The following is a 13,611-nucleotide window of genomic DNA, read 5'->3' as shown; positions in this document are numbered from 1 at the left end:
CATAGCGCTACTATTCAATATTTTCAAATATTTAACAAGTGATAACCCTCAAACGCTGACCAAGAGCAGAGCAACAAAATTCTGTGCCATTGAGTTGTAAATATCGTTAATTTCGGCGATAGTATAATAATAAAAATAGCCGCCATCATACTTAATTGATTAATAAAACAGTAAACTCTTATGCTAGAAGTTGATGATAAAGTACTCGCTGATATACGCCGTGGATTTTCTATTCCAGCTCAGCCAAGTTTGTTGATTAAACTACAAAAAATAATGGCCGAAGCGGAGCCAGACCTAAATGCCTTAGGCGATATTATTTCACAAGATGTCGCTGTCGCTTCAATTATACTAAAAACTATTAACTCGCCACTTTATGGGTTGTCACGTTCAATATCTGATATTCATAAATCCGTACGTTACATTGGTTTACAGGGGATAAACTCATTAGTAACCAACACGCTAATTAAACGTAGTTTTGACCAACAAGGTTGTAGTATTGCTTTAGAAGAGTTTTGGGACAGTGCCACACATATTGCCAACACTTGTGTTCATATTGGTAAAACACTTAAAGTAACGACATCAAAAGATAAGCTTTTTTCACTGGGATTATTCCATGATTGTGGCATTCCCATCATGGCAATGAAGTATAGTGATTATAACGATACCTACCAACTTGCTTATAGCACCCCAGATAAAACACTGCCGATGACTGAAGACCAAGCTTATGGTGTAAACCATGCCACCATTGGTTATTATGTTGCCTCGTCTTGGCGATTACCTAAGGATATTTGCGCGTTGATTTTAGTGCATCACGATCGTGATTTTCTCAAGATGAATAATTCTTGTGCTCAAGAAGTTTACTATGCGATATTAAAACTGGCAGAAAACCTAGTACACAACCATAAACACAATCGCGATTGCGCAGACTGGTTTTATATTCAAGAGATGATTTTTACCTTACTCGATATTGATGAAGACAACTATCAAGATTATCTTGAAGATAGCGAGTCATTCGATGTAAAAGCTGATTAACCGTTGAGCTACCTTAAATAAATCTGTCAAATAAGCCATTAGTTAAGTGCTATCAATACCGCCCGTATTCTGTCTCGGGTATTCAGTTTTGATAGTATCGTTGACACATAATTTTTAATTGTGCCTTCAGCAAGAAAGATACTGCTGGCGATTTCTTTATTGGAAAAACTACCCGCCATCAACTTCAAAATTGGCTGTTCTTTATCGGTCAACTTATCGATAACTGCCGACTCGTTTAAGCCTTTATTTAATTGCTTCATCACTACAGGTTCAGCCACAAAACCGCCGTCAGCAAGTGTTTTAACGGCATTAACGAGCTTATCTAAGGAAACATCTTTGAGTAAAAAACCATTGACACCTGCTTGTAAGCCTTGCATAAAAAGTTCACTATTATCAAAGGTTGTTAGCATTAAAATAGGTAAGGTACTCCCCTGTTTTCTCAGTATTTTTACTCATTCAATACCATTTACTTTTAGCATTCTAATATCGAGTAACAACACATCGGGCGATGGCTCACTGGTCAACATTTGTTGAGCGTGTTCGCCGTTTTCAGCCTGCCAAATAATACTGATATCGTCACTTAACGAGAGTAACCCTGCAATCCCCTGTCTCACTAACTGTTGGTCGTCAACAAGCGCAACATTAATCATAACAATCCTCTACTTGTATTTTTAAGGTGTAGCCACTGTCATTAACAATAAGATCTACCTTGCCAAAAAAATCAATCAATCATTCATGCCCGCTAAACCACTGCCAAAGGCTACCTTATTATTGGCGTTAACTGTGCCGTTATCTGATAATTCAAGCACTAGGTTATTGTGATTTTTCTCACAACAACAGAGCATGACTTTCGGTAGAGTAAGAAAAAAACTCGCCATGAATAATGAATTAATGTTGTTTAATAATGAACAATCTCAGTAACACTTATGGGAAAAATGTCTCTGGCCAACAAAATATAAACTTGTGCAAAGTAAAGTAACCATCAATTAACCGGTATAGTTAACCGATAAACCTACCCTTTTAGGTTGCGGCGTTTTATCAATAGCTAGCTTAGAAAGTTCGAAAGAGGATTTTACTGATTATCGGCATTTTATTCTCTTACAACGTTTGTAAAAGAATAAGAAAAATAGGATTCAGGCAACAGTGCCAAAAATCATTGTGGTAGAAAAGGATTTAATAATAAAAGGGTAAGTCGAGTAAACCGCACTATTCACTCGACAAATAACACATAATGCTAAAACTAAAGAGGTGCATTAATGCGTGGTAAATCTCGCCCAAGACAATAATAACTCGCGAAAGTCTTCCAAACCGCAACTCGCTGATTCTTGCTCATCAAAATCTATATCATCGCCACTGAGTGCTTCAGGTAGAGATTCAATACCATTTAAGCTAGCGTTAGCTGCAATAGCAACATCCTTTTCAATAATTCTAACCGTATACTCACTGCCAACGATTTCATGTTCTTGTGTACTTGCGTGTTCGGCTTTATCGATGAGGTTTAACAGCGCGGTTAATTTTTGTGGATCATTGCCAACTTCAACTTCGAGCCAAGGACCAAAAACTTCATGCTCAAAAGAGAATTTTGCTTTTGCGTAGCGAGTAGTAGGGTCGTTTATAAATTCGTATTCCATAGGATAACTCGGAAATTTTTTGATATCTTTATTATAGAATATTTATCGCATAAGGGGGAGTTAACATTTGCTCTATCCCCCTTGATGAAACGATACAAGTGATAAACTACAGCGGAATTTTTTTATCAGCAAAAGCTTTAGCGATAGAAAAACGCTTGCTTGACCGTTCACCCAATTTAACCAGCATCAAATAACAAAACGGTACCAAAAACAAGCTGGTAAAGGTTGAAAACAACAAACCACCAATAATAGCAACCGCCATCGGATAAGCTTGGCTATCACTTGATGCTAATGCTAACGGCACCATACCAATAATAGTTGTTGCTACCGTCATAAATATCGGCCGAATACGGCTAACACAAGCGTCGATAATTGGCGTCATTATATTCTCCGCGTCTACTTTTAACTTGTTGATTTGATCGATGAGGACAATGCCGTTATTCACCACTATCCCCATTAAAATCAACATACCGATCATGCCTGTATCACCCAAACCCATGCCTAAAATAGCAAAGGTCCAGTAAACACCAATAAAAGCTAAACCAATCGAAGACAAGATAGCGATTGGCATTAATAGTGATTCAAACAGCGCGGCCATAACAATAAAAATAAGCGCTAAGGCAAGCATCATGTTCATCATCATGTCTTTCGCTGCTTTTTCATCTTGCGCAAATTGGCGTCCTAAGTTCCAATCATAACCCGAAGGAAAAACAATATTCTCCATCACTTCTTTAATTTTCATCGACGCTTCAACACGGCTTAAATCAGCTAAATTAATAGAAATCCCTAAGGTGGTTCTGCGGCTTGAGCGCGTAATTTGTTGCATGATCGGTTGTGTGTCAAAAACAACGAGTTGCTGTAAGGTAATCACTCTGCCGTTACTCTCATAAATAGGTAACTCTTTAATACGTTCCAGTGGCACTGCCTGTTCAGCGTGGTAAACCAAGCGAATATCAACTTCACCTAGCTTAGCATCACGAAACGAACGCAAGTTAGTCCCGCGTAGTGCACTCGAAATACGACTAGCGATATCTTGGGTATTTAAACCTAAACGCGACACTTTTTCTCGGTCGATACGTAGCACTAACTCCATATTTTTGTCTTCGTTATCAATGCCAACTTCAGCAAAACCTTCAACATTACTTAACTGACTAATTACTGATTCGCTCAATTGCATTAAACGCTTGGTTGAACTGCCATTTAAAGTAAGTTTGACCAAATTTTCTTTTTGTTCTGACCAGTCAAATGAGGGTTTTGCAATCGCCGTATCGGGGAAACCTTTTTTAATCTCTGCTTTTAAATCATAAAGTGTTTTTGAATAGCCATCATTAAGCTTTATGCGAGACATGGCAAAATCTGACCAAATTCGACTATTCACTTGTTTAAACTCAAAGGCTTGTTGATTATCGTATAAGTACTGCTCCATCTCATCGACTAATTTACTGACATCAGCTAACTTTTGTTGTCCTTGGATATGGTAAACAATATTAATTTCTTTGACAGTTTTCCCCTTTTCGCCATTAATATTGACCATTTGCTTGGTTAACACACCACTAATGCAAAGTAATAAAATGAAAACACCCGTTGTTTTAGGGTGAGTCAGTATTCTTGTTAAATTAGGACGATACCAGTGGTCTAACTTTCCTTGGGTAACGACTGACGACAAGGCCTTTTTGTTAACACGACTAAGCATTAATGGAATGGCGGTTTTTGAAATAATTAATGATGCCAATAAAGGTAAACAAATCGCCACGGCTATTTGCTCAACTAAAATGGTAATAAAGTTTTTTTCACCCATCAACAAGGGCATAAAAACAATGGTGGTGGTGAGTGTGCCACTGATAATGGCAATACTGACATTATCAACGCCATGAAGGATTTTGTCTATTGAGGTTAAGGCTTTATCTTGTTGTTGAAGAATACTTTCACAAATAACGACTGAGTTATCAATCAGTAAACCAACCGCAATAAAAAGCCCCGCCAGCGAGAGCATATTTAAGGTGTAGCCCATAAAATACATGCCAGCTAACGCAAAACTTAACGAAATAGGCACTGAAGCAACAACAATAAAAGTAATGTGGCTATTGCGCAGAAATATAAATAAAACAATAAAAGACAAGACAATACCTAAGGCGCCCGCCTTTAACAAATCACCTAAAGATTCTTGAATTTCTTCACCACTGTTATCTTTAATGCCAATGGTAATTGCTTTAAAATCATCTTCTTGGCGAAGCTCTTCAATTAAAGCAACAATGTTATTTGTTACCTCGACAACATTGGCATCAGACTCTTTAAAGACTTCTAAGCCAACTGACTTCTTTCTATCAGTTCTAATTTCGCTATTCTTAGGAGGAGCGGCTAAACTCACTGTCGCTACTTCACTTAAACGAACTCCTGCTTTAACTTGAAAGTTTTTAATGTCGTCTAAACTGTGATATTCACCGTCAGGGGAAACTCTGAACTTTCTACCCCCATTGAGAATAGAGCCTGACTTCACTAAAAAATTACTGTCACGTAAATCTTGCAATAACTTTGCTTGGTCGACACGATTCATCGCCAGCTTAATACTGTCTAGATGAATTTCTATATGGGGTTGAACAACGCCACGCATTTCGACTTTACCGACACCTTGGAGCCTTTCTAGTGGGTTTTTTAGTTTGTTATCGATAAAGTCATAAGCGGTGGAAAGATTTTTATCACCCGATAACACTAAACTCATAATCGGCAGATCTTCAGTAGAGAACTTTTGTACCATTACTCTTTGCACATCTTCCGGTAAAAGATGGCGCACCATGTCAACTTTTTCTCGCACCTCTAATATCTTACTATCGAGATCACTACTAAGATCCATCATTACCTGAATAGAAGCACCGTTGGCACGGCTTCTTGACTGCATTTCAGTAATGCCACCTAAAGTCGAAACGGCTTCTTCTATCGGCCGGGTGATTAGGCGCTCAACTTCTTCAGGTGTGGCGCCGTTGTACGGCACATTAATAAAAGCCATCGGAATATTCAGTGATGGCCAGCTTTCTTGTGGTAATAATTTACTGGCGACAAGCCCAGTAACAAAAAGCGACAACATCAACATGGCCGTAGTAACAGGTCGCCTTATTGCTAAAGCGGTTAACCAAACAGTAACCGGTAAGTCAAAAATGCTTTGTTTAGCGACTTTCTTTTTAGCCGAAGAGTGTGTCATCTTATGCCTCGGCTGTATTTGTAGACGATTCATTATTAGCTTGCTGACTTTCGAAGCCGTCACTAGCTAGGTCATCATCGCTAACAATATAGCTTTTTCTGTCAAACAAGCTATACAAGACCGGAATTAATAATAAAGTTAACATTGTTGCGACAAGTAAACCGCTCATAACAGTTATGGCAAGAGGAGCTCTTAGTTCTGCCCCTTCACCACTACTAAATGCCAGTGGTGCCAACCCTAAAATAGTCGTTAAAGACGTCATAATAATCGGGCGAAAACGTGAGCGACTGGCTTCCATAATTGCAGCAAGTTTATCAACACCTTGCAGGCGTAATTGATTAATTCTATCCACTAAAACAATGGCATTATTAACCACGATCCCCGTTAGCATAATAATACCAATTAAGACGATAACGCTGATATTAGTGCCGGTAACATACAGACCTAACACTGAGCCTAACACTGCTAATGGTATAGAAAATAAAATAATAAATGGATTTAATAACGACTCAAATTGTGAAGCCATGACTAAATAAACAAGGAATACCGCTAACGCTAACGCCATCATTAAGGAAGAAAAAGAGCTTTCCATTTCTTCATTTTGCCCTGCGACTCGTGCTTTGATATTAAAAGGTAAATAGAGTTCTTTTACTAAGCTTTCAGCTTTCGCGGCCGCTGCGGATAAGTCGCCATAAGCCAGTGATGCGGAAATAATAGCAACACGACTTTGGTCAATACGATTAATTTCATTAGGGCCAATACTTTCGGTAATATCGGCGACGGCTGCTAGTGGTAATGATTTGGCCTGCTGCGAGTTAACCGTTAATTGACGAATAGCTTGTGCGGAATTTCTCGCGTTTTCATTGGCGCGCACTAAAATATCAACTTGTCGGTCTTGTAAGTTGTATTTACTCGCCACCGAGCCGGCAATTTTAGTGACTAACTGATCGGCTATATCCGACGCTTTTAACCCTAAACTTGCTAAGCGCTCATTATCAAAGCTGATTTTTAACTCAGGTTGACCAGCACGTAAACTATTGTTTAAGTCAATAAACTGATTATCCATCGACATAGTTTGTATTAATTGGTCGCTGTATTTTTTCAAGGCCACCAGATCGTATCCTGACAAAATAATTTGCAAAGGACGCTCGGTGGTAAACATTTCTGTTTGCGCTATTTCAGCAGTAACATCGGCCATTTCAGCAACTTTCGCGCGGACCACTGCTTTAACTGATTCAAGATGGTCACTGCTGTAAAGTGCCACTAACAGTTGTCCCCAGTTTTCACCGCCTTTACTGGCTGAGCTCATCATTAAGCTACCGCTACCTGCTAACGAATAACTGTGCTTGACTCGTTTATCTTCGGCAATGGTAGCAGCAAGGTCTTTTAGCCGTTGATCGGTAACATCTATAGGCGTTCCTTGTGGTAAGGTTAATTCGATAGTAAATTCTGACTTTGCCACTTCAGGAACGAGTTCAACCGCAATTTTTGGTAATAAACTGCTAACTGCAAGTGCAAAGATTAAGCTAAATGCCACTAAAATAGCTCTATTTTGCAAGGCGATTTTTAATAACCGACTGTAAGCTGATGCTAGTTTTTCAAAATAATAACTAAATGCTTTATGTGCCGGTTTAAAAATAAAGCTAACCACCTTAGTGATTAAATGAGTAATCAATAACAAGGCTTTGGTTAATAATAAAGGTAAGTAATTAAAAATAAATAAAAACGGAAATCCCAAAATTTGCACAACGACATTAACGATTTTTTTTCTTTTAGTTAGCGGTGCTTTATCGGTTTTTTTTTCTAATGAGTCATCATTATTGCCATTTTCAGGCGTTACTTTATTTTCACTAAATTGACGTGATGCCAACATAGGAATTAAGGTTAACGCAACGATTAAAGAAGCGAGTAAAGCGAAAGTCACCGTCATCGCTTGGTCACTGAATAATTGTCCAGCAAAACCGGTCACAAAAGCTAAAGGGAAAAACACCGCCAAAGTGGTCAGTGTAGAAGCAATAACAGCGCCCGATACTTCATCGGTACCCTTTATTGCCGCTTCAATAATACTGGCGCCTTTTTCGCGATAGCGCGCAATATTTTCTAGCACCACAATCGCATTATCAACTAATAAGCCAACAGCTAAAGCAATGCCCCCTAACGACATAATATTAAGACTAATATCATTAGCAAACATTAAATTAAAGGTCGCGATAATTGAAATAGGTATCGCTAGTGAAATGATAATCGTATTGAAAAAATTACCCAAGAATAAATATAAAATCAACATGGCGAGGAGACCACCAACAATAGCCGCACTTTTTACTTCATCGACAGCATTGACAATAAATTCAGATTGATCATAAATGATCGTAAAAGTAAGTGCTTCGGGTAAGGTCTCTTCAAGCTCGGCTAATTTCTTATTTACCGCTTTTGCTACGGTTACCGTATTAGCATCACCTTCTTTATAAATCGCCAGTTCTATCGCTTCATTATTATTGATACGAGTAATATCGGTACGTTCTTTTTCGCCATCAATAACTTGTGCAATATCTTTAAGATAAATAGTTTTGCCATCAGCTTGTTTAACAATCATATTGCCAAGTTGTTTGAGTGAAACAAATTGATTCACGGTTCGAACTAAATACTCTTGCTGACCATCGTAAACACGACCTGCCGACATATTAATATTTTCACTTTGAATACGTGCAACAATACTTTGTGCGGTTATACCTCTGCGTGCAGCCTTTTCTTGATCAAAAACAACCTGTATTTCTTGCTGTAAACCGCCACCAAGCTGAACAGCGGCAACACCTGAAATAGTTTCAAGTTGTCGTTTTATTTCTTGCTCAGCAAAAGTACGTATCTTTTTTAATGCCCGGGGATGCGTATTTTCAGTGGAGAGCCCTAAACGTATAATAGGGTCTAATGCCGGGTTAAAACGTAAAATAATGGGTTTGTTAACATCTTTTGGCAGTGCTATTATATCAAGCTTTTCACGGACATTTTGCGTCGCAAAGTTCATCGCTACGCCCCATTCAAACTCAATAACGACATCAGACTGTCCGGCTTTTGAGATAGAATGAACCTTGCGTATCCCTTTAACAACACCGACTGACTCTTCGATGGGTTTACTGATCAACTGTTCTATTTCGGCAGGTGCCGCGCCGGCGTTATCGGTTCTTACCGTTAACGTTGGATAAGAAAGGTCGGGCAACAAGGCAACAGAGAGTCGTGAAAAACCCACCATGCCAAATAACATCACAGCGAGGGTAAACATCGCTACCGTTACCGGACGCTTAACCACAGTACTAACAATACTCATAAATAATAATTCCTTTAAATTTAATGATTAGGTAAAAGCAAGTTCACAACTTATTAGTCTTGTGTTGCTTGCTTATCAGCATTTTCCTTAACGGCATTATTAGTAGTGGTTAGTTCAACGTTCTTCTTTTGGGTTTCTTCTTCACCTATTATTTTTACAGCACTATCAATCTTTAAACCTTGCTGACCAACAATCACTACCGGTTCAAGGGCATTTAGTGGCGTTAATATTTCAACAAAACCATCTTGTTCAAAACCGGTCACCACTGTAACTTTCTTCGCTTTATTATCTTGAATAACGAATAAGCTGGTTTCAGTGTCGGTAACCAGTAAGGCTTTTTGTGGCACAATTTGCGCATTATCATGAACATCAAGTGTTAGTGACACTTTAGCAAACATCCCTGGTTTTAAGACATGGTTATCATTATTAACTTTTAAGGTCACTTTAAATGTACCCGACTCGGTATCAATGATTGGTGAGATTAAGTCAACCGTTGCAGGAAGTTCTTTCGCATTTGCCGGAAAGTTTAAATACGCTTGTTGGCCAACATGAACATTATTCATTTCAGATTCGGGCAAATAAACAACCCCTTGTAAGGTATCGAGTGCAACAATGGTAAACATTTCACTACCAACATTAGCGGTCATATTACCTTCTTTCACAACTCTTAAAGCAATAACACCCGCTATTGGCGCCCTTACTTTTGAATCACGTACTTGTATTGCCGCCACTTTTTGTTGGTTTTTTCTTGTTTTCACTAAAAACTCAAGTTTCTCTAGATCTTTAACCGATATCAGTTGTTCACCATCTATTGGTCTACTGCGATTAAATTCTGCAACCGCAGAGTCAACATCTATGGTGGTACGTTCGAGTTCTAATAAATAATTTTCAGAATCAATTTCAGCTAAGATTTGTCCTTTAGTAATCGACATTCCCTCTTCAACCAATATCTTGTTAATCATGCCGGTGACTTTATTGGTGACTTTGCTTTCGGCTTTTGCTTCAAGTACAGCCGTTGTTCGATAAGTATTGGTGATGGTTCTATTGTCAACGAGTGTTGTTTCTACGGGCACCTGATAAACTTTCTTTTCTTTGTCTGCTACTTTTTCTTCATTACAAGCGCTTAACGCTGTAACCAAAAATAGTGATAATAATGAAGTTGCTAGTGAATTAAGGCGCATAACGGTCCGCTGTTTTATAATTATAATTATCGTTATTTTATCCGGATAGGTAAGTAAGATACAAATAGCTTTTGATGGTTATGAAACATTCAATTGTAACGAGTTATGATTACTTACAAAGATAAGAAGTTTTCAAGTAAGGAAATATTTTTGAAATTTTTTATCACCTCGCCATTAAAGATTGTCCATTGAGCACACGGTCACTTTCCATTATTTAATTAAACGTCGACCTTTAAAAGCCAATAAAATAGTTTTAATCACCGCACACAATGGTTTACGATTAATAGATACACTTTTACTTTCTATCAAGGTTATTTAATGTATTTTATAAGACTGTACTTTTTAGCCATTTTTACTGTTGTATTTTTTGTTTCGCCTGTTATTGCTAACGACAAGGACGAGTCCCCTGTCCGCGGGCTAACCGGCTTTGAAAACATCAACGAAAGCCAGCCTTTATGGGAGTTTGGCGTTGGTGGTGGTGCGATAGAAGTCGCTAATTACCCGGCATCTAGCGAACGAAATTTTATTGCCTTAGCAGCACCCTATGTCGTTTATCGGGGCGATGTCTTTCGGGTTGGCGGCGGCGATGGTATGCGTGCTGTTGTCGTTGAAACAAGTGATTTTGAATTAGACCTCTCCTTTGGTGGTGCATTTTCCGCCGACAGTGAAGACAATACATCACGGGCTGGCATGCCTGAATTAGACTTCTTATTTGAAGTAGGACCCCAATTAATTTATCGCGTTAAAGACTACAAATTTGCCCAAGGCGGAGATGCAAGGCTTAAAGCTCGCTTGCAAGCAAGAGCGGTATTTTCTACTGACTTTGATCGCATCGACGATCGAGGCTTTGTGATAGAACCAACTATTTCATACCAGCAGCGTGGTGTACTTTTTAAAGAAGCAGGCTTAAATCTTGCCTTGAGCTTAACTTTTGCGACTGAAAAATTACAAGATTATTTTTATCAGGTTGACCGCAGATTTTCCAATAGTAATCGCCGACAATATGATGCCAAAGGAGGTTATTTGGGCGCCGAACTTTCGTTAGGTCTGTCATTACCGATACGAAAAAATATCCGCGCATTTATCACTGGCTCAGCGCAATTTCATCAAGGAGCAGCCAACCAAAATAGCCCTCTTTATGAAAAAGACATTACTTACAGCATAGGTCTAGGCTTTGTTTGGCGCTTATACGAAAGTGACAAAAAAGCAAGTTGGTAGCAAAGTGAACGCAAAAGCCACAATCAATTGTGCTCGCTATTTTAACGAGTTAAAGACAGCGCTAAATTAGAAACCCCAATAGTAATTTAGCGCTAAGGCTGCAAATGTAGTTTCCTTATTCTCTAAGGTAAATCGTACATCCCAATCCTGAGAAAACTCGTAACTTATCGCTAATTTCACTGAGCTGGCATAATGGCTCGACAAAGCAATATTTGAGGTTCTTTGTAGTTCTATTTTAGCTTTTAAATTTTTGGTTATTGAAGTTAACAAGCCTAATTTAGCATGGATAGTTACATCATTTTCTTTGCCAAGAAAAGCTTTCCCCCCCATCATTGCAAAACCTAACGTATTATTTCCTATGCGCACAGACTTTCCCAGATTGCCTTCAGCAAAGTATATTCCACAATCAATGCAAGCATTACTCAGTTGCTCATAACCTGCTCGGACAGACCAAGCTGCTGCAACTTTATTTTCCCAAGGCATTGCAGGAAGATACAAAGAACTAATATCAATTAAATCTAATCTCAAAATTTTAGTCTGGTTTCCATCACTAATTACCTCGACATCAACCATTTCCAAATTAGAAAAATCACTACGCCCAACACTGGATGATAAATCGTCAAAATAAGTCATTCTAAAGCCAGCTGTGCTGTAGAATTTTGTTTGATCAATAGCTGCTATTCCCAAAGAAAATTTTGATGGTTTGCTAACTAAATGAGGTGGGGCATGCGCTTTATTTTCGTTAAACCGAATAGCCGTGCCAACAGGAAATTTTAAGCGTTCCTTTATTAACTTTCTTTTACCTGTTTTAGCAAACTCGTAATCCTTTTCTTTTTGTTTAACTACATTTATATATTGGAATAAAGACTCAACAATTACTTTTTTTTCATCATCGTTTAATACTTGATATTTATCTATTGCAAAGGAAAAATCGTTCACTATTATCGACAACGCTACTTGTTGTTGCTCAACAGTAAGTTGTTGATAATAGTTAAGCAGTAATGTTTCTCTTGAGGGAATAAAATTAACCTTGGCCAATAATGGTGTACTTTTATATGTTGCCTGCGCTAACCCAGTTGCAACTGAATTTGGCAGCACCCATAAGCTGTTATCACTAATAATAGGTTCGTCTAATACCAGTTCAATTAATTTAGCAAAATGATAAGCACAATTTTCATCAACAAAATAATAGTCGAATTTAGTCGGTAGAATTTCCCATAAATGATCAACAATTAAGGCGACATCCTCTGGTGTCAGTGACAGTTTATACTCCCACATGTCCCTTAATTCTACGTTGCCATAATTGTGCTTATGCTTAAAGAACTGCTGATCTGAAAAGCTTGCATTATAACCACCTAAGATACCCTTAAGGACATAAAGTAATGGGTTCTCTTTATTAGGAACAATTGCTCCATAATTGAGACTGGTATCTAAAAGTTCATTACTTTTATTACCATCAACATCACTAAATTTCAATAATATATGACCATACATAGAAGCGGGGTTACTCATATAACCGGAAGCAAAAACCAAGCTAACCGAGTCATCTTTTATTTGCTGACGCCATATTTTATACTGAGCACAGTCAATAGTCGGTAATTCACCATAAACGTTTAAATTAAGTTGTTGTTGTATTAACTTAAGTCGAGCTGGAAATCGGCACCTAGCATGAGAATCTGTCGATTCATTTTTATTTATTGGTAGGGAAAACGCTGCAATAGTTGCTTTCAATTCTTCAAGTGATGAACTGACAACAGCTGAACTTAGAAAGAATTCTGGGCTTGTGATATAACTTTCAGAAGAATGATCTGGTTTGTAGTGTAATAATTTCAACCATTGTTTGTTTGTTGAGAGCTCTATTAATGATTGGTCATTCGCCAGGCTTGAATGTGAAAAAATATAAAGAATAAAAATAAATGCTGATTTCATTATCTTTGCAAAGAATTTGTTCACAAAACATCCAATAATTGACTGTTGATTAAAATAAAAATGGACCATAAAGGTCCATTAATAGTGCTGATAATTTTACTT

General features: G+C 38.0%; 9 protein-coding genes and 1 pseudogene. 2 read left to right on the top strand and 8 right to left on the bottom strand.

Features of this window, described 5'->3' with window-relative positions; genetic code table 11:
• Window positions 1–180 precede the first annotated feature (180 nt).
• Complete coding sequence (locus ESZ26_RS00190; RefSeq protein ID WP_146795886.1) at window positions 181–1,032, top strand: HDOD domain-containing protein; 852 nt, start codon at window positions 181–183, stop codon at window positions 1,030–1,032.
• A 38-nt stretch (window positions 1,033–1,070) separates the two neighbouring features.
• Here ESZ26_RS00190 and ESZ26_RS19535 read toward each other — a convergent pair whose 3' ends face one another.
• The 7 genes and pseudogenes from ESZ26_RS19535 to ESZ26_RS00165 form a co-directional block, all read right to left on the bottom strand.
• Window positions 1,071–1,292: a response regulator transcription factor gene (locus tag ESZ26_RS19535; RefSeq protein WP_223271638.1), complete on the bottom strand. Its 222-nt coding sequence runs from the start codon at window positions 1,290–1,292 to the stop codon at window positions 1,071–1,073.
• 51 nt (window positions 1,293–1,343) lie between these two features.
• Window positions 1,344–1,682, bottom strand: a pseudogene (locus tag ESZ26_RS19390) (response regulator); the annotation flags it as partial.
• A gap of 75 nt (window positions 1,683–1,757) precedes the next feature.
• Complete coding sequence (locus ESZ26_RS19140) at window positions 1,758–1,910, bottom strand: hypothetical protein (protein WP_170246272.1); 153 nt, start codon at window positions 1,908–1,910, stop codon at window positions 1,758–1,760.
• A gap of 375 nt (window positions 1,911–2,285) precedes the next feature.
• Window positions 2,286–2,663 carry a YacL family protein gene (locus ESZ26_RS00180; protein WP_146795883.1) on the bottom strand — a complete coding sequence of 126 codons (378 nt, stop codon included), beginning with the start codon at window positions 2,661–2,663 and terminating at the stop codon, window positions 2,286–2,288.
• 106 nt (window positions 2,664–2,769) lie between these two features.
• Entirely contained in the window at window positions 2,770–5,859 is a 3,090-nt protein-coding gene (locus ESZ26_RS00175) for an efflux RND transporter permease subunit (RefSeq protein WP_170246271.1), read from the bottom strand.
• A 1-nt stretch (window position 5,860) separates the two neighbouring features.
• Window positions 5,861–9,181: an efflux RND transporter permease subunit gene (locus tag ESZ26_RS00170; RefSeq protein WP_146795877.1), complete on the bottom strand. Its 3,321-nt coding sequence runs from the start codon at window positions 9,179–9,181 to the stop codon at window positions 5,861–5,863.
• A 53-nt stretch (window positions 9,182–9,234) separates the two neighbouring features.
• A complete protein-coding gene (locus ESZ26_RS00165; protein WP_146795874.1) occupies window positions 9,235–10,362 on the bottom strand; it encodes an efflux RND transporter periplasmic adaptor subunit in 1,128 nt (375 codons plus the stop codon).
• 318 nt (window positions 10,363–10,680) lie between these two features.
• On the opposite strand from ESZ26_RS00165, the gene ESZ26_RS00160 reads away from it, so the two are divergent.
• Entirely contained in the window at window positions 10,681–11,580 is a 900-nt protein-coding gene (locus ESZ26_RS00160; RefSeq protein ID WP_146795871.1) for a MipA/OmpV family protein, read from the top strand.
• Window positions 11,581–11,646: 66 nt separating this feature from the next.
• On the opposite strand, the gene ESZ26_RS00155 is transcribed toward ESZ26_RS00160, so the two are convergent.
• Entirely contained in the window at window positions 11,647–13,533 is a 1,887-nt protein-coding gene (locus ESZ26_RS00155; RefSeq protein WP_170246270.1) for an Lnb N-terminal periplasmic domain-containing protein, read from the bottom strand.
• Window positions 13,534–13,611 lie beyond the last annotated feature (78 nt).

The sequence above is a fragment of the Colwellia hornerae genome, assembly GCF_007954355.1.
Lineage (GTDB): Bacteria > Pseudomonadota > Gammaproteobacteria > Enterobacterales > Alteromonadaceae > Colwellia_A > Colwellia_A hornerae.
This window is presented reverse-complemented; position numbering and strand designations above follow the sequence as displayed.

Bases quoted from the DNA above. Each gene is read 5' to 3' on its own strand.
- ESZ26_RS00190 (WP_146795886.1), top strand. From the start codon at position 181: ATGCTAGAAGTTGATGATAAAGTACTCGCTGATATACGCCGTGGATTT.
- ESZ26_RS19535 (WP_223271638.1), bottom strand. From the start codon at position 1,292: ATGAAGCAATTAAATAAAGGCTTAAACGAGTCGGCAGTTATCGATAAG.
- ESZ26_RS19140 (WP_170246272.1), bottom strand. From the start codon at position 1,910: ATGGCGAGTTTTTTTCTTACTCTACCGAAAGTCATGCTCTGTTGTTGT.
- ESZ26_RS00180 (WP_146795883.1), bottom strand. From the start codon at position 2,663: ATGGAATACGAATTTATAAACGACCCTACTACTCGCTACGCAAAAGCA.
- ESZ26_RS00175 (WP_170246271.1), bottom strand. From the start codon at position 5,859: ATGACACACTCTTCGGCTAAAAAGAAAGTCGCTAAACAAAGCATTTTT.
- ESZ26_RS00170 (WP_146795877.1), bottom strand. From the start codon at position 9,181: ATGAGTATTGTTAGTACTGTGGTTAAGCGTCCGGTAACGGTAGCGATG.
- ESZ26_RS00165 (WP_146795874.1), bottom strand. From the start codon at position 10,362: ATGCGCCTTAATTCACTAGCAACTTCATTATTATCACTATTTTTGGTT.
- ESZ26_RS00160 (WP_146795871.1), top strand. From the start codon at position 10,681: ATGTATTTTATAAGACTGTACTTTTTAGCCATTTTTACTGTTGTATTT.